The organism is Clavibacter sp. VKM Ac-2872, from assembly GCF_015351105.1.
Classification (GTDB): domain Bacteria; phylum Actinomycetota; class Actinomycetes; order Actinomycetales; family Microbacteriaceae; genus Clavibacter.
In genome coordinates, this window is sequence record NZ_JADKRR010000001.1 from 1,733,922 (window position 1) to 1,749,080 (window position 15,159).

A 15,159-nucleotide genomic window follows, 5' to 3' on the forward strand; every position below is an offset into this window, starting at 1 on the left:
CCCGGCCGGATCAGATCCGGATCCACGCGCCTCCGTCGCGACGCGTGATGCTCGCCCGGGGGACGTCCACGAGCTCGCCCGCCCGGGATCGGACCGCACCGGCTATCCGCTCGGCCGCCGCGTCGTCGTCCGCGGTGAAGCGCACCGTGAGGCGGGGTTCGCCGCGCACCACCTGGATGTCGTTCGCCTCGAGGGTCGCGATGCGGGCGGCCTCGGCGGCGGCGGCGGGGAGGACGGCTGAGGGGTCGGCGCCGGGACGCAGCGCGCCGACGGTCATGGTGATGCGGTAGGAGGGCACGGTCCATGGTCCCGCACGCACGAGTGCTGCGTTAACTGGAGAACGGCTCCGACCACGTGGTCGGAGCCGTTCTCGGAAGCTCAGCGTGCTGCGCTCACCAGAGGCGAGCGGGTGGCATTAGAGCGGGCGGATGTTCTCAGCCTGGGGACCCTTGGGGCCCTGGGCGACCTCGAACTCGACCTTCTGGTTCTCGTCGAGCGACTTGTAGCCGCCCGTCGCGATCGCGGAGTAGTGAGCGAACACATCCGCGGTTCCGTTGTCGGGAGCGATGAAGCCGAAGCCCTTTTCAGCGTTGAACCACTTGACGGTGCCTGTTGCCATGACGAAATTTCCTTCAAAAAGAGATGCATCGATCCCGGGACCCGGGACCGCGGGTCGTCCGCCCCTCGTGACCCCTCCGGCGGACCGGGCGGATCGTGAGGACCTGACGACTTGTGACCAACCCTAGCGGGTGAAACCGCGCCAGCGGGGGATGCGGCCACATTCCCGTCGGTTGTTTCCCTCCGTGTCGCCGTGTGGGGGAGCCGCGGGCGTCGCCGCCCGCCTCCGACGTCGGACGCGCACGGGATGATGAGGGCATGCACATCCTGGTCGCGCGGACGCCCTCCGGCGTGCGGCTCGTCGACATCGATGCGGCGGGGACCGTGACCGGCACGAGCGACGTCCCGTCCGACGAGTGGCCGGCCGTCGCCGCCTCGCGTGAGCGAGCCGATCCCGCGCCGCGGTGGGTGTGGGACGACACCGCGGTGTGGGCGCGTGGGCTCATCGCCGCGGGCGTCCGCGTCGCCCGCTGCCACGACCTGCGGCTCTGCCACGCGATCCTGCGGCTCTCGACGCAGACCGCCGACAGCGCCCTCGCCCGTCTCCCCGCCAGCACCTGGGACCGGGCCGCCCCGTCGGAGCGGGAGCCGCAGACGACGGCGACGCTCTTCGACGACCTCGACGCGCCGGAGGGCCGCTCGCCGGACGAGCTCGTGGCCGAGCTCCGGCTGCAGCTGGACGCGGTCGCGGGAAGCGCGGAGCCCGGCCGCCTGCGCCTCCTCCTCGCCGCCGAGTCGGCGGGCGCCCTCGTCGCCGCCGAGATGTCCGCCGACGGCCTGCCGTGGGACACGGCCGTCCACGACGCGCTCCTGGTCGACCTGCTCGGGGGACGCCCCGCGCACGGCGGCGCGCCACCCGCGCTCATCCGGCTCGCCGCGCGGATCCGGGAGCTCCTCGCCGCACCCGACCTCAACGTCGACAGCCCGCCCGACGTGCTCCGGGCGCTGCGCCGTGCCGGGATCGACGCGACGAGCACGCGGCAGTGGGAGCTCCAGGAGATCGACCACCCCGTCATCGCCCCTCTGCTGGAGCACAAGAAGCTGTCCCGCCTCCTCACGGCCAACGGGTGGGCCTGGATGGAGACGTGGATCCGGGACGGCCGCTTCCACCCCGAGTACGTTCCGGGCGGCGTCGTCACCGGACGCTGGGCCGCCAGCGGCGGGGGCGCGCTGCAGCTGCCGCGTCAGATCAGGTCGGCGGTCCGGGCGGATCCCGGCTGGCGGCTCGTCGTCGCCGACGCCGCGCAGCTCGAGCCGCGCGTGCTCGCGGCGCTGGCGGAGGACCGTGCCATGGCCGACGCGGGCCGGGGGACCGACCTCTACCAGGGCCTCGTCGACGCCGGCGTCGTGGACACCCGCGCGCACGCCAAGGTCGCGATGCTCGGCGCCATGTACGGCGCCACCTCCGGCGAGAGCGGGCGCCTCATGCCGCGACTCGTCCGGGCCTACCCGCGCGCCACCGGCTTCGTGGAGCGCGCGGCGCGGGCGGGGGAGAGCGGGGGTGTCGTGAGCACGCGGCTCGGGCGGTCATCGCCGCCGCCCGGCGACGCGTGGGTGGACGTGCAGCAGATCGGCCGCGCAGGCGAGGCGTCCCCGGCGGATGCCGCCCGCGCCCGGACGTCCTCTCGCGATCAGGGCAGGTTCACCCGCAACTTCGTCGTCCAGGGCAGCGCCGCCGAGTGGGCGCTCTGCTGGCTCGCCGGGCTCCGGCGCCGCCTCGCCGCGATGGAGCGGCCGGGATCCCGCCCGCACCTCGTCTTCTTCCTGCACGACGAGGTCATGGTGCACACCCCGGACGACCGCGTCGACGAGGTCCGCGCGGCCGTGGCCGACGCCGCCGCGGAGGCGGGCCGCCTGCTGTTCGGCGACGCGCCGGTGGACTTCCCCGTCACGATCGCGGTGGTCGACGACTACGCCCAGGCCAAGTGATCCGAGCCCGGACACGACGACGCCCGGCCCCTCGGGGCCGGGCGTCGCGATGCCGTGGGGAGGATCAGCCGCCGGAGGCGACGTCGCCCGAGTGGTCGTCGCCCTCGCCGGTGTTGCTGCCGGAGCCGTCGGGGGTCGACCCGTCCGAGCCGCTCTCCGTCGTGACCGAGGACGAGGACGACTCCGAGTGCTCCTCGGTGTGCGTCGTCGTGCCGTCGTCGTCGGTCGAGGTGCTCTCGTGATCTGTGCTCATGGTCCGACCGTACGCTCGCGGTGCTCCTCGGGGAACCCCGCCGGCGCACGCGCGGCCGACTTGGCCGCGGCCTCGCGGGCGGCGAGGATGGGTCCATGACCGATCCCGCACCCGCCGCGCCCGCTCCCACCGACCCCGCGGAGGTGCTCGCCGTCTACCGCTCGCGTCGCGAGCAGATGGTGGTCCTCCCGCAGGGCAACCTGGCCCTCGTCAACACGCAGTGGATCTCCCATGACGCCGATCCGCAGCCCGTCTACGGGATCCCCGGGACGTGGTCGCCCCTCGAGCCCGGCGTCTCCGGCCTCCGGGTCCGGGCGACCGCGGAAGACGAGCTGCGCGTCGACGGCGTCCTCGTCGACGGCGAGGCGATCGTGCGCGGCCGCGACGACCCGCAGCCCTCGTCCGTCGTCGCCAGCGACACGGTCTCGGCGTTCGTCATCGCGAGCGAGGAGGGTGCGTACGCACTCCGGGTCTGGGACGCGCAGTCGGACGCGATCCGCGACTTCGGCGGCATCGACGCCTTCCCGTACTCGGAGGAGTGGGTGGTGCGGGCGGACTTCACGCCCATCGAGGGCGGGCGTGCGATGGGCTTCGAGCACCTCAAGGACGACGGCGCCACCAAGGACAAGATCGTCCCCGGCGAGATCACCTTCACCAAGGACGGCGTCGACTACTCGCTGGCCGCCTTCCGCGAAGGACGCGCCCTCCTGCTCGTCTTCTCGGATGCCACGAGCGGCGAGTCCACGTACGGCGTGGGCCGCTTCCTCATGGTCGCGCCGTCGCCCGACGGGACGATCACCCTGGACTTCAACCGCGCCTACCTGCCCCCGTGCGCCTTCAGCTACAACTTCAACTGCCCGATGCCGCCGAAGCAGAACCGGTTCGCCGTCCCCATCGAGGCGGGGGAGAAGAACGTGCTGGCGAAGGACGGCGGGCTGCTGCACTAGGTCAGTCGGCGGATCCACCCGGAGCGCGCGCCGGACGCCCTCGTCGCGGAGCCGCGGCGAGCCCCGCGGGTCGCGTGCCCGTCGCGCGCGCGTCGCCGATCCGTCGCTCGGCCGCATCGAGCCACGCCAGCCGCGCGTGCACCTGCGCCTCCTGCGCCTCCACGGACAGGAGGCGCGCGAGCGCGCGATCCCGGGACTCCGCCTCGAGTCGCTCCCGCGCCCGGGCGAGCGCGGCCGCCTCGGCGAGCGACACCTCGCGCTGGATCCGCACGACCTCGCGCGCGTCCGCGTCGGGGAGCGACAGCGCCAGCGTGACCTTGACCACCAGCTCGTCGCGGGCGCCGACGCCGCCCACGCTCGCCGAGAGCCACGCCTCGACCTCCGCCGCGCCGGCAGCGGTGATCGTGTACGGCACGTGCCCCGCGTCGTCCATGGCGCCCTTCGTGACGAATCCGTCACGCTCGAGCCGGTCCAGCGTGTTGTAGACCTGGCCGACGTTGAGCGGCGCCGTGGTGCCCGTGCGGCGCGAGAACTCCGTCCGCAGCTGGTACCCGTAGCAGGTGCCCTCGGTGAGGACCGCGAGGAGCGCGTGTCGCACCGACATGCCCGCCTCGTCTCCCGGCCCGACAGGCCGTCACCAGGAGCATAGGCATTCCCGGCATGCATCCCGGTCGGACCCGCCGCGTCCGCGGAAGGGTGCGCGGATCCGCTGCGGCGCGTCGCGACCCGCATGTTGCCCGCGCACAGGATCACCCGCCATGATGGGCAGGTCGGCGCTCGCGCCGGCCGCACCGGCAGGTGTGGAGCTCGTCCATCGCACGCAGATCGTTGGGGAAGACGCATCTGATCGGATGGAGGAGACCCATGGAAGCACCCGTCGCCAACTCAAGACCGGCTCGAGGAGTGCTCTACGTGCACTCCTCCCCTCGCGCGCTCTGCCCCCATGTCGAATGGGCCGCCGGTCGCGCACTGGGTCACGCCGTGAACTTCACGTGGGATCCGCAGCCGGTGCTGAAGGGCGCCATGCGCGCCGAGTACTACTGGGAGGGTCCGGAGGGATCCGGAGCCGCCATCGCCAGCGGCCTCCGCGGCTGGGAGCATCTCCGCTACGAGGTCACCGAGGACGCCGGGCCCGGGCGCGACGGCGGGCGGTGGATGCACACTCCCGACCTCGGGGTGTTCTTCGCGCAGACCGACACCGCCGGGAACACGGTCATCCCGGAGGACCGCATCCGCTACGCCCTCGACGTCGCCGGCTCCAACACGCTGGAGCTCCACCGGGAGCTGCGCCTCGCCATGGGCCAGGCCTGGGACGACGAGCTCGAGGCGTTCCGCCACGCGAGCGACTTCAGCCCGGTCGTCTGGCTTCACAAGGTCGGCTGAGCAGGCCAGGCGCGCGGCTCCTCCCCGCCTGCCCCACGACGAGAGGCCCCGACCATCCGGTCGGGGCCTCTCGTCGTGCTCGTGGCTAGACGCTGCGGAACGCGACGACCGCGTTGTGCCCGCCGAAGCCGAACGAGTTGCTGATCGCGAGAAGGTCGCCGTCGCCCAGCGACCGGGGCGACGTCACCACGTCGAGCGGGATGTCGGGGTCCTGCTCCGTGAGGTTGATCGTCGGGGGAGCGGTGCGCTCTGCCAGGGCCTTGACGGTGAAGACGGCCTCGATGGCGCCCGCGCCTCCGAGCAGGTGGCCCGTCGACGCCTTCGTGGCGCTCACGGGGATCCCGTGCACCGCGTCGCCGAACACGCGCTCCAGCGCCTTGTACTCGGCGATGTCGCCGACGGGCGTGCTCGTCGCGTGCACGTTGATGTGCGAGACGTCGCCGCGGGAGTAGCCAGCGCCCTCGATGCTCTGGATCATGGCGCGCGCCGCGGCCGTCCCCTCGGGGTCGGGCGCCGTGATGTGGAACGCATCGCTCGTGACCGCGCCGCCGACGAGCTCGGCGTAGATGCGCGCGCCGCGGGCCTTCGCGTGCTCCTCGGTCTCCAGCACCAGGGCGGCGCCGCCCTCGCCGAGCACGAAGCCGTCGCGCGCGATGTCGTACGGACGAGAGGCCCGTGTGGGGTCGTCGTTGCGCTTGGAGAGCGCCTGCATGGCGGCGAACGACGCGATGGGCAGCGGGTGGATGGAGGCCTCGGATCCGCCGGCGACGATGATGTCCGCACGTCCCGCCTGGAGGTGCTCGTACGCGCTGGCGATGGACTCGGTGCTCGAGGCGCACGCGGAGACGACCGTCTGGATGCCGGCGCGCGCGCCGAGGTCCATGCCGACCGCGGCCGCGGGTCCGTTGGGCATGAGCATGGGGACCGTCATGGGGAGCACACGGCGGGGACCCTTCTCGCGGAGGGTGTCCCAGGCGTCGAGCAGGGTCCACACGCCGCCGATTCCGGTCGCCCAGTCCACGGCGAAGCGCAGCGGGTCGACCTCGGGGGATCCGGCGTCGGCCCACGCCTCGCGCGCGGCCGTGAGGGCGAACTGGCTCGACGGGTCGAGGCGCTTGGTCTCGATGCGCTGCATGACCTCGGAGGACGGCACCTTGGCCTGCCCGGCGAAGGTGACGGGGATCTCCCACTTGGCCACCCAGTCCTGCTCGAGGGTGCTGATGCCCGACTCACCCCGCAGGAGCGCCTGCCAGGTCTCCTCGGCGGTGCCGCCGAGCGGAGACGTCGCGCCGATGCCGGTGACGACGATCTTCTTGGGGGTGGTCATGCGTGGCGTCTCCTCGACGTCGGGAACGGGGGAGGGAGATGGCCGGCCCCGTGATCGGGACCGGCCATGCTCCGCGCGGTCAGGACTGCGCGTTGGTGATGAACGTGACCGCGTCGCCGACGGTCTTGAGGTTCTTGACTTCCTCGTCGGGGATCTTCACGTCGAACTTCTCCTCGGCGTTGACGACGATCGTCATCATCGAGATCGAGTCGATGTCCAGGTCGTCGGTGAACGACTTGTCCATCTCGACGGTGTCGGTGGCGATCCCGGTCTCGTCGTTGACGAGCTCGGCCAGGCCGGCCAGGACTTCTTCGGTGGACAGTGCCATGTGTATCTCCTCGTGGTTCGTGATGACCGGAACAGCTTATGGGGCGGTGGGGCTCAGGGCAGGACGACGACCTGCGCGCCGAAGACGAGTCCCGCGCCGAACCCGATCTGCAGGGCGAGGCCGCCGGACAGCGACGGGTCCTCCTCGAGCAGGCGGTGGGTGGCGAGCGGGATCGACGCGGCGGAGGTGTTGCCCGTGGTGGCGATGTCGCGCGCGATGGCGACGGACTCGGGCAGGCCGAGCTGCTTCGCGAACTCGTCGACGATGCGCATGTTGGCCTGGTGCGGGATGAAGGCGGCGAGTTGCTCGGGCGCGACCCCTGCGCGGTCGAGGGCCTCCTTGGCGACCTTGACCATCTCCCAGACGGCCCACCGGAAGACCTTCTGGCCGTCCTGGCGGAGCGTCGGCCACGCTGATCCGTCGCGCATGCTCTTCAAGGTGCCGGTCATGCCGACGGCGTCCCAGTTCGAGCCGTCGGATCCCCACACGGTCGGCGAGATGCCGGGCGTGTCGCTCGGGCCGACGATCGCGGCGCCGGCGCCGTCGCCCAGCAGGAAGGAGATGGAGCGGTCGGTCGGGTCGACGATGTCGGACAGCTTCTCCGCGCCGACCACGAGGACGTACTCCGCGAGACCCGATCGGATGAAGGAGTCGGCCTGCGCGATGCCGTACGTGTACCCGGCGCACGCGGCGGAGATGTCGTAGGCGGGGGCGGGGTTCGCGCCGATGCGGTCGGCGAGGAGCGCGGCCATCGACGGCGTCTGGACCGTGTTGCTGACGGTCGAGACGAGCACGATGCCGATCTGCTCCGACCGGATGCCCGCCTTCGCGATGGCCTCGAGCGACGCGGTGGTCGCGAGGTCGACCGCGTCCACGTCGGCGCCGGCGCGCTTGCGCGTGATGATGCCGGTGCGCTGGCGGATCCACTCGTCGGACGAGTCGATCGGGCCGACGAGGTCGTCGTTCGGGACGTCGAGCTCGCCGCGGGCGGCGCCGAGGCCCCAGATGCGGGTGAAGCGCTCGACCACGGGCGCGGTCTGGATGGTGGGGCGGGGCTGGTCGGTCATGGGTGCCTGTTCGGTGTCGGTGAGGCGGGATCAGGCGTGCGCGTCGAGCATGTCGATGGCCGCCGGGAGGTCGTCGGGCGTGGAGAGCGCGAGCGTCGGGAGGCCCTTGAGGCCGCGCTTGGCGAGGCCGGTGAGCGCTCCGGCGGGGGCGACCTCGATGAGGCCGGTGACGCCCGCGGCGGCGAAGGCCTCCATGCAGAGGTCCCAGCGCACCGGGCTCGCGACCTGCCCGACGACGAGGTCGAGGTACTCGGCGCCGGACTCGACGCGGCTGCCGTCGCGGTTGGTCCAGACGGGGAAGCGCGGGTCGCGGGGGGCGAGCGGCGCGACGGCGGTGCGCAGGGCGTCGACCGCGGGGGCCATGTGGCGCGTGTGGAACGCGCCGGCGACCTGGAGCGGGATGACGCGGGTGCCGCGGAGGGGCTCGGCCTGGAGCGCGGCGAGGGCGTCCGGAGCTCCGGCGACCACGATCTGGCCGCCGCCGTTGAAGTTCGCGGGCTCGAGGTCGAGCTCCGCGAGCCGGGCGAGGACGGCGTCCTGATCACCACCGACGACGGCGCTCATGCCCGTGCGGGTGATCGCGGCGGCATCCGCCATGGCGTCGCCGCGCGTGCGCACGACGCGCATCGCCTCGTCGTCCGTCAGGATGCCCGCGCCGGCGGCGGCTGTGATCTCGCCGACCGAGTGGCCGGCGATCCCGGCCACGTAGGCGTCACGCCCGTCGGCGAGGAGGGCGTGCAGGGCGACGATGCCGGCGGCGACGATGAGCGGCTGCGCGACGGCCGTGTCGCGGATGGTGTCGGCGTCGGAGGTGGTGCCGTGCGTGACGAGGTCGAGCCCGGCCGCGTCGCCCAGCTCGCCCAGCCGTCGTGCGTGCTCGGGGTGCTCGAGCCAGGAGGAGAGGAAGCCGGGCTTCTGGGAGCCCTGTCCCGGGCAGACGACGATGATCATCCGTCCATCCTCCCGCCCGCGGTGAGGCGCATCTGAGTCGACGTCCTACAGAGGATCCGCCAGGACATTGTGACGATGCCACACGGTGGGCGCGTCACCTGGCGGCCTGGCGCTTGGGGCGGGCCCGGCCGGACCCCTGCTGCTTGGGGACCGTGGTGCCCGCCTCGGCGATGCTGCCGATGATCAGCGCCGCCTGCAGGATGAGGGCCTCCCGGGCACCCGTCGCATCCCAGCCGATGACGTCCGAGACGCGCTTCAGCCGGTACCGCACCGTGTTGGGGTGCACGAACAGCTCACGCGCGGTGGCCTCCAGGGAGCGGCCGGTGTCGAGGTAGCACCACAGCGTCGCGAGCAGCTCGGTCGAGTGCGCCTGCAGCGGCTTGTAGACCCGGTTGATGAGCGTGGACCGCGCGAGCGGGTCGCCGGCGAGGGCGCGCTCGGGGAGCAGGTCGTCGGCGAGCGTGGGCCGCGGCGCGTTCCGCCACGAGCGGGCGACGGCGAATCCGGCCAGTGCCGCCCGTGCGCTCCGCGAGGCCTCGACGAGGCTGGGCACCTCGTGGCCGAGGACGAGGTGGCCCGCCCCGAACCCCGGCTCGAGCTGGGTCGCGATCTCGAGGAAGGCGACCGGCGGGGTCTCGGCCCCGACGGCCTCCGGGTCGACCACCGCCGGGGACGCGCGTCCGATGACGAGGACCAGCCGGCTGCCCTGGACCCCGATGAGCACGTCGGCCTCGAGGTGCCGCGCCGTGCGCCGGAGCTGGTCGACGTCGAGCACAGCCGGTGCCGTGCCGACGAGCACGGAGACCTCGCCGTGCCCGTGCCAGCCGAGCGCCGCGATCCGCGAGGGCAGCTCGTCGTCGTACTCGCCGGACAGGATGCTGTCGACGACGAGGGCCTCGAGCCGGGCATCCCAGAGCCCGCGGGCCTCGGCGGCGCGCGCGTAGACGTCCGCCGCGGCGAACGCGATCTCCCGCGAGTACAGCAGGATCGCGTCGCGCACCGTGCGGTGCCGGTCGCGGACACGGTCCTCGACCACCTCCACCGTGACGCGGATGAGCTGCAGCGTCTGCTGCAGGCTCACCGATCGGAGGAGCTCGCGGGGCGCGGCGCCGAACACGTCCGCCGCGATCCACGGCGTCGAGTCGGGATCGTCGTACCAGTGCACGAAGGACGTGATGCCCGCCTGCGCGACCAGCCCGACGGCGGACCGCCGCCCCGGCGGCATCTCGCCGTACCAGGGCAGCGTGTCCTCCAGGCGTCGGAGCGTGGCGCTCGCGAGCTCACCCGACAGGGACCGGAGCCACGCGAGCGTCTCCGCCTTCGTCTCCCCGGTCTCCACGTCGGTGTCGTGCCGGTCGCTCGGTGTCACGTCAGGTCGGCGCAGCTCACGCCTCGCCGCCCGCCGATCCGGTCGTGCCGGCGTTCACGTCGAGCAGGCGGTACTTGTCGATCGCCCACTTCGGCGCGTCCTGGTCGACCTTGCCCTGCTTGGCGAGGCGCTGCAGCGTCTTGACGACCATCGACGGACCGTCGATCGCGAAGAACCGACGGGCTGCGGGACGCGTGTCCGAGAAGCCGAAGCCGTCGGCGCCGAGCGTCGAGTAGTCGCCGGGCACGAACTGGCGGATCTGGTCGGGCACCGCGTGCGAGAAGTCGGTGACCGCGACGAACGGGCCCTCGGCGTGACGCAGCTTCTCCTCCAGGTACGGGACCCGGGTCTCGGAGTGCGGGTGGAGCATGTTGTGCTCCTCCGCGGCCAGGCCGTCGCGGCGCAGCTCGCCCCACGACGTGACCGACCAGACGTCGGCGGAGACGCCCCAGTCGTCGGCCAGGAGCTGCTGCGCCTCCAGGGCCCACGGGACCGCGACGCCGGACGCCATGAGCTGCGCCTTCGGTCCGTCGACCCAGCCGTCCTTGAGCTTGTACACGCCGCGGACGATGCCGTCCACGTCCACGCCCTCGGGCTCGCTCGGATGGATGATCGGCTCGTTGTAGACCGTGAGGTAGTACATGACGTTCGGGTCCTCGTGCTCCCCGCCGTACATGCGCTCGAGGCCGGACCGCACGATGTGGCCGATCTCGTAGGCGTACGCGGGGTCGTAGGACACGACCGCCGGGTTCGTCTGCGACAGGACGAGCGAGTGCCCGTCGGCGTGCTGGAGGCCCTCGCCCGTGAGCGTGGTGCGTCCCGCGGTGGCGCCGATGAGGAAGCCGCGCGCCATCTGGTCGCCCGCCGCCCAGATCGCGTCGCCCGTGCGCTGGAACCCGAACATCGAGTAGAAGACGTAGATCGGGATGAGGGGCTCACCCTGCGTGGAGTACGTGGTGCCGAGGTTCGTGAACGCCGCCAGCGCTCCCGCCTCGTTGATCCCCACGTGCACGATCTGGCCCTGCGGGCTCTCCTTGTAGGACAGCAGCAGCTCGCGGTCGACCGACGTGTAGTGCTGGCCGTTCGGGTTGTAGATCTTCGCCGTCGGGAAGAAGGCGTCTATGCCGAACGTGCGGGCCTCGTCCGGGATGATCGGGACGACGCGGTTGCCGAAGTCCTTCGAGCGGATCAGGTCCTTCAGGAGGCGGACGAACGCCATGGTGGTGGCGATCTCCTGCGTGCCGGATCCCTTCTTGGAGATGCGGTACGCGGAGTCGTCCGGGAGCGTGATCGCGGTGTGCGACGTGCGGCGCTCGGGCGAGTAGCCGCCGAGCGCGCGGCGGCGCTCCTGCATGTACTGGATCGCCTCGTCGTCCTGACCGGGGTGGTAGTACGGCGGCAGGTACGGGTCGGCCTCGAGCTGGGCGTCCGTGATGGGCACGCGCATCTCGTCGCGGAACTGCTTGAGGTTGTCGAGCGTGAGCTTCTTCATCTGGTGGGTCGCGTTGCGGCCCTCGAAGCTCGGGCCGAGGCCATAGCCCTTGACGGTCTTCGCGAGGATGACCGTGGGCTGGCCCGTGTGCTCGCTGGCCGCCTTGAAGGCCGCGTAGACCTTGCGGTAGTCGTGGCCGCCGCGCTTGAGGTTCCAGATCTGGTCGTCGGTATAGCCCTCGACGAGCTTCGCGGTGCGCTCGTCGCGGCCGAAGAAGTTCTCGCGGATGTAGGCGCCGCTCTCGGCCTTGTAGGTCTGGTAGTCGCCGTCGGGCGTACGGTTCATCAGGTCGAGGAGCGCGCCGTCGGTGTCGCGGGCGAGCAGGTCGTCCCACTCGCGGCCCCAGACGACCTTGATGACGTTCCAGCCGGCGCCGCGGAAGAAGCTCTCGAGCTCCTGGATGATCTTGCCGTTGCCGCGGACGGGTCCGTCGAGGCGCTGCAGGTTGCAGTTGATGACGAAGTTCAGGTTGTCGAGCTTCTCGTTCGCCGCCACCTGGAGCTGGCCGCGGCTCTCCACCTCGTCCATCTCGCCGTCGCCGAGGAACGCCCAGACCTGCTGGTCGGACGCGTCCTTGATGCCGCGGTTGGTGAGGTACTTGTTCGCCTGCGCCTGGTAGATCGCGTTGATCGGGCCGAGGCCCATCGACACCGTGGGGAACTGCCAGAACTCCGGCATGAGGCGCGGGTGCGGGTAGGAGGAGAGGCCGCCGCCCGCATGGCTCTTCTCCTGGCGGAAGCCGTCGAGCTGGTGCTCGCTCAGGCGTCCCTCGAGGAACGCGCGGGCGTAGGTGCCGGGGGAGGCGTGACCCTGCACGAAGACCTGGTCGCCGCCGCCCGGGTGGTCCTGGCCGCGGAAGAAGTGGTTGTAGCCGACCTCGTAGAGCGCCGCGGAGGACGCGTAGGTGGCGATGTGCCCGCCGACCGCGATGCCGGGGCGCTGGGCCCGGTGCACGGTGACGGCCGCGTTCCAGCGGATCCATGCGCGGTAGCGGCGCTCGAGGTCCTCGTCACCGGGGAAGTCGGGCTCGTTCTCCGGCGCGATGGTGTTGATGTAGTCCGTGGTCGGGACCATCGGCACACCGAGGTGGAGCTCCTTCGAGCGCTTCAGGAGGCTGAGCATGACGTCGCGCGCGCGACCCCGGCCCTGCGTCTCCACGAGCCCGTCGAGCGACTCGTTCCATTCGGCGGTCTCTTCCGGATCCTGGTCGGTGTGGTTCACCGAGTACGGATCCTGGTCGTTGACAGTCACCCTCGACCTCTTCCTGTGGTGTGCAGACATCGTCTTCGGTGCCACGGGGCTCGAAGGGTGCGAGACCGCGCGTACGCCGAGGGCCAGCCTACCCATGCCGACCGACGGTCCAGGACTACCGGCGGCGCGGCCGGTCGGGCCGGCCCGGAGCCCCGGGAGCTGGACTTCGCGGATCCCCGGCGTAAGCTCGATCCTCGTGCCAGACAGGGGACATCTGCCGGCACGGAAGGATCCGCACCCCATGGCCCTGGCCAACGACACACAGGCTCCCGACTTCGAGCTCGCCAACCAGTTCGGCGAGCGCGTCCGGTTGAGCGAGTACCGCGGACACCGCGCGGTCGCCCTCGTCTTCTTCCCCCTCGCGTTCTCGGGCACGTGCACCGGCGAGATGTGCCAGCTGGAGGAGAACCTCGGCCTCTTCGCGGACAGCCGCGTCGAGCTCATCGGCATCAGCGTCGACAGCAAGCACACGCTGCGCGCGTGGGCCCAGCAGCAGGGGATCGACTTCCAGCTCCTCGCGGACTTCTGGCCCCACGGGCAGGTGGCGAAGGAGTACGGCGTGTTCCTCGAGGAGAAGGGCTTCGCGAACCGCGCGACGTTCCTCATCGACACGCGCGGCATCATCCGCGGCAGCTTCATCACGGCGCCGGGCGAGGCGCGCGAGCTCGAGGCGTACCGCACCGCCATCCGCGACCTGGCGCTCGTCCCGGCCTGATCCGGCTCCCGCGGCGCGTCAGCTGAGGATGTTCACCGCGCGGGCGATGACCAGCGCGAGGATCACGAAGCCGGCGAACGCCTCGAGCGCCATGAGCGCCTTCGCGCGGTGGGACAGCGGCATCACGTCGGTGGGGCTGTACGCCATCGAGTTCGTGAGCGAGAAGTACGCGTAGTCGACAAACCCGGGCACCCAGTCCGCGTGCTCCGAGGAGCGGCGCGCGACCTCCGACACGGCGCCCGAGTCCTCGTCCTGCGGGAAGCGGAAATCGGCGGGGGCGAGCTCGGCGCGGGCGTGCGTGCGGCGGGCCACGGGACCGCCCCGGTCCAGCTCCCAGAAGACGAGCGCGAAGGCCAGCACGTTGGTCGCCCACACCTGCAGGGCCGTGAGCAGCAGCTCCGGTCCCGCCTCCGAGGCGTCGACCAGCGCGATGACCAGGACCACGAGGCTCACCTGGTTCGCCACCACGAGGAGGCAGCCCAGCGCGAGGCCGAGCCCGCGGGACCACGGCGTCTCGCGCACGAACCGACGGGGGTTGAGCGCGACCAGCGGCACGAGCAGGGCCACGGCGATCACCGCCACGGAGATGCGGACACCTGCGGGGACGGCGGTCGGCGCGATCCCGTAGAGGACGACGGCGACGACGAGGCCGACGGCAGCGGGCCAGCGGGGCTCCGCGACGGTGCGGCGGGAGGGGTGGATGGGCACGGGGGAGAGGCTACGGCGCGTGCGGGCCGGGCTGCCGTGGCGCGCCGACGCGGTCGGCTAGCATGGCCGGGCGCCCGGCGACCGGGCGACGCGGGCCTTTAGCTCAGTTGGTAGAGCGCCACGTTTACACCGTGGATGTCGTCGGTTCGAGCCCGGCAGGGCCCACCTCGCGTCCCGGCCGCTGCCGGTCGCTCCATCGCACGGGGTCAGGTCCGGGTCCCCAGGCCCCGCACCAGCAGGTCGACCCCGAAGGCGAAGTCGCCGGCCGGATCCTCCTCGTCCGTCGGCGCGGGCAGCAGGCCGAGCCGGTCGAGCTGGACGCGCTGCTGCTCGTGCGCCACGTGACCGAGCACGAAGTGCAGGAGCGCCGACGCCGCGCGGGCGCAGTCGGCGTCCCCGAATCCGCCCCCGGCGACGGCCGCGGACAGCGTGTCGCGCGCCGCCGTCGCGCCGAGCCCCAGCGCCGTGGTGCTCGCCACGACCTCGGCGCCGTCGCGATGGGCGAGGAGGGCGGCACGGAGGGACATCGCGGCATCGCGGACCCGCTCGCGCCAGTCCTCCTGCGGGCGGCTCGTGTCCGTCGTGACGGTCGCCGCCTCCGCGACGATGAGGTCGGCCAGCTCCGCCAGGAGGCTCTGCTTGTCCGGGAAGTGCCAGTAGAGCGCGCTGGGCTGGACGTCGAGGGCGGCGCCGAGGCGGCGCATCGTGAAGTCCGGGAGGCCGTGCTCGTCGAGGATCCGCAGGGCGGTGCGGGCGACGTCGTCGCGGTTGTGCCGCCCCGCCGCCTGCGCCCGTGCCATGGCGCCACTATAGTGAACGCC

General features: G+C 72.2%; 16 protein-coding genes and 1 tRNA gene. 5 read left to right on the forward strand and 12 right to left on the reverse strand.

Going from position 1 to position 15,159, the window contains the following annotated elements; genetic code table 11:
• Window positions 1-10 precede the first annotated feature (10 nt).
• Window positions 11-298, reverse strand: a complete 288-nt coding sequence (locus ITJ40_RS08205; RefSeq protein WP_194666565.1) for a hypothetical protein — start codon at window positions 296-298, stop codon at window positions 11-13.
• A gap of 117 nt (window positions 299-415) precedes the next feature.
• Window positions 416-619, reverse strand: a complete 204-nt coding sequence (locus ITJ40_RS08210) for a cold-shock protein (protein ID WP_012038298.1) — start codon at window positions 617-619, stop codon at window positions 416-418.
• A 257-nt stretch (window positions 620-876) separates the two neighbouring features.
• Here ITJ40_RS08210 and ITJ40_RS08215 point away from each other — a divergent pair, with 257 nt between their 5' ends.
• Complete coding sequence (locus tag ITJ40_RS08215) at window positions 877-2,547, forward strand: bifunctional 3'-5' exonuclease/DNA polymerase (RefSeq protein WP_194666566.1); 1,671 nt, start codon at window positions 877-879, stop codon at window positions 2,545-2,547.
• Between the two features lie 64 nt (window positions 2,548-2,611).
• Here the strand turns inward: ITJ40_RS08215 and ITJ40_RS08220 are convergent, their stop codons facing one another.
• Window positions 2,612-2,800: a hypothetical protein gene (locus ITJ40_RS08220; RefSeq protein ID WP_194666567.1), complete on the reverse strand. Its 189-nt coding sequence runs from the start codon at window positions 2,798-2,800 to the stop codon at window positions 2,612-2,614.
• Window positions 2,801-2,895: 95 nt separating this feature from the next.
• On the opposite strand from ITJ40_RS08220, the gene ITJ40_RS08225 reads away from it, so the two are divergent.
• On the forward strand, window positions 2,896-3,747 hold the full coding sequence (locus ITJ40_RS08225; RefSeq protein ID WP_194666568.1) for a DUF1684 domain-containing protein: 852 nt from the start codon (window positions 2,896-2,898) through the stop codon (window positions 3,745-3,747).
• Between the two features lies 1 nt (window position 3,748).
• Here the strand turns inward: ITJ40_RS08225 and ITJ40_RS08230 are convergent, their stop codons facing one another.
• Window positions 3,749-4,351, reverse strand: coding sequence for a PadR family transcriptional regulator (locus ITJ40_RS08230; RefSeq protein WP_194666569.1), 603 nt, complete (start codon window positions 4,349-4,351; stop codon window positions 3,749-3,751).
• A gap of 260 nt (window positions 4,352-4,611) precedes the next feature.
• On the opposite strand from ITJ40_RS08230, the gene ITJ40_RS08235 reads away from it, so the two are divergent.
• Window positions 4,612-5,130 carry a DUF3145 domain-containing protein gene (locus tag ITJ40_RS08235; RefSeq protein ID WP_012038303.1) on the forward strand — a complete coding sequence of 173 codons (519 nt, stop codon included), beginning with the start codon at window positions 4,612-4,614 and terminating at the stop codon, window positions 5,128-5,130.
• Between the two features lie 85 nt (window positions 5,131-5,215).
• Here ITJ40_RS08235 and ITJ40_RS08240 read toward each other — a convergent pair whose 3' ends face one another.
• From ITJ40_RS08240 to aceE, 6 genes are all read right to left on the reverse strand, one after another.
• Complete coding sequence (locus tag ITJ40_RS08240) at window positions 5,216-6,457, reverse strand: beta-ketoacyl synthase (RefSeq protein ID WP_194666570.1); 1,242 nt, start codon at window positions 6,455-6,457, stop codon at window positions 5,216-5,218.
• A 79-nt stretch (window positions 6,458-6,536) separates the two neighbouring features.
• Window positions 6,537-6,785: an acyl carrier protein gene (locus ITJ40_RS08245; RefSeq protein WP_012038305.1), complete on the reverse strand. Its 249-nt coding sequence runs from the start codon at window positions 6,783-6,785 to the stop codon at window positions 6,537-6,539.
• Between the two features lie 53 nt (window positions 6,786-6,838).
• On the reverse strand, window positions 6,839-7,852 hold the full coding sequence (locus tag ITJ40_RS08250; RefSeq protein ID WP_194666571.1) for a beta-ketoacyl-ACP synthase III: 1,014 nt from the start codon (window positions 7,850-7,852) through the stop codon (window positions 6,839-6,841).
• A 30-nt stretch (window positions 7,853-7,882) separates the two neighbouring features.
• Window positions 7,883-8,803 (reverse strand): ACP S-malonyltransferase, encoded by a 921-nt coding sequence (locus ITJ40_RS08255; RefSeq protein ID WP_194666572.1) that lies wholly within the window; start codon window positions 8,801-8,803, stop codon window positions 7,883-7,885.
• Between the two features lie 94 nt (window positions 8,804-8,897).
• Window positions 8,898-10,172, reverse strand: coding sequence for a helix-turn-helix domain-containing protein (locus tag ITJ40_RS08260; protein WP_194666573.1), 1,275 nt, complete (start codon window positions 10,170-10,172; stop codon window positions 8,898-8,900).
• Window positions 10,173-10,188: 16 nt separating this feature from the next.
• Window positions 10,189-12,915, reverse strand: coding sequence for a pyruvate dehydrogenase (acetyl-transferring), homodimeric type (aceE, locus tag ITJ40_RS08265; RefSeq protein WP_194666574.1), 2,727 nt, complete (start codon window positions 12,913-12,915; stop codon window positions 10,189-10,191).
• Window positions 12,916-13,156: 241 nt separating this feature from the next.
• On the opposite strand from aceE, the gene ITJ40_RS08270 reads away from it, so the two are divergent.
• On the forward strand, window positions 13,157-13,630 hold the full coding sequence (locus ITJ40_RS08270; RefSeq protein ID WP_012038310.1) for a peroxiredoxin: 474 nt from the start codon (window positions 13,157-13,159) through the stop codon (window positions 13,628-13,630).
• An 18-nt stretch (window positions 13,631-13,648) separates the two neighbouring features.
• On the opposite strand, the gene ITJ40_RS08275 is transcribed toward ITJ40_RS08270, so the two are convergent.
• Window positions 13,649-14,338: a hypothetical protein gene (locus ITJ40_RS08275; protein WP_194666575.1), complete on the reverse strand. Its 690-nt coding sequence runs from the start codon at window positions 14,336-14,338 to the stop codon at window positions 13,649-13,651.
• A gap of 92 nt (window positions 14,339-14,430) precedes the next feature.
• Between ITJ40_RS08275 and ITJ40_RS08280 the strand changes: the two genes are divergently transcribed.
• Window positions 14,431-14,503, forward strand: a tRNA-Val gene (locus ITJ40_RS08280).
• Between the two features lie 41 nt (window positions 14,504-14,544).
• Here ITJ40_RS08280 and ITJ40_RS08285 read toward each other — a convergent pair.
• Window positions 14,545-15,138 carry a TetR/AcrR family transcriptional regulator C-terminal domain-containing protein gene (locus tag ITJ40_RS08285; protein WP_194666576.1) on the reverse strand — a complete coding sequence of 198 codons (594 nt, stop codon included), beginning with the start codon at window positions 15,136-15,138 and terminating at the stop codon, window positions 14,545-14,547.
• Between the last annotated feature and the right edge of the window lie 21 nt (window positions 15,139-15,159).

Excerpts from the sequence above, each read along its gene's own strand:
- ITJ40_RS08210 (WP_012038298.1), bottom strand. The coding sequence starts at position 619 with ATGGCAACAGGCACCGTCAAGTGGTTCAACGCTGAAAAGGGCTTCGGC.
- ITJ40_RS08215 (WP_194666566.1), top strand. The coding sequence starts at position 877 with ATGCACATCCTGGTCGCGCGGACGCCCTCCGGCGTGCGGCTCGTCGAC.
- ITJ40_RS08220 (WP_194666567.1), bottom strand. The coding sequence starts at position 2,800 with ATGAGCACAGATCACGAGAGCACCTCGACCGACGACGACGGCACGACG.
- ITJ40_RS08225 (WP_194666568.1), top strand. The coding sequence starts at position 2,896 with ATGACCGATCCCGCACCCGCCGCGCCCGCTCCCACCGACCCCGCGGAG.
- ITJ40_RS08230 (WP_194666569.1), bottom strand. The coding sequence starts at position 4,351 with ATGTCGGTGCGACACGCGCTCCTCGCGGTCCTCACCGAGGGCACCTGC.
- ITJ40_RS08235 (WP_012038303.1), top strand. The coding sequence starts at position 4,612 with ATGGAAGCACCCGTCGCCAACTCAAGACCGGCTCGAGGAGTGCTCTAC.
- ITJ40_RS08240 (WP_194666570.1), bottom strand. The coding sequence starts at position 6,457 with ATGACCACCCCCAAGAAGATCGTCGTCACCGGCATCGGCGCGACGTCT.
- ITJ40_RS08245 (WP_012038305.1), bottom strand. The coding sequence starts at position 6,785 with ATGGCACTGTCCACCGAAGAAGTCCTGGCCGGCCTGGCCGAGCTCGTC.
- ITJ40_RS08250 (WP_194666571.1), bottom strand. The coding sequence starts at position 7,852 with ATGACCGACCAGCCCCGCCCCACCATCCAGACCGCGCCCGTGGTCGAG.
- ITJ40_RS08255 (WP_194666572.1), bottom strand. The coding sequence starts at position 8,803 with ATGATCATCGTCGTCTGCCCGGGACAGGGCTCCCAGAAGCCCGGCTTC.
- ITJ40_RS08270 (WP_012038310.1), top strand. The coding sequence starts at position 13,157 with ATGGCCCTGGCCAACGACACACAGGCTCCCGACTTCGAGCTCGCCAAC.
- ITJ40_RS08285 (WP_194666576.1), bottom strand. The coding sequence starts at position 15,138 with ATGGCACGGGCGCAGGCGGCGGGGCGGCACAACCGCGACGACGTCGCC.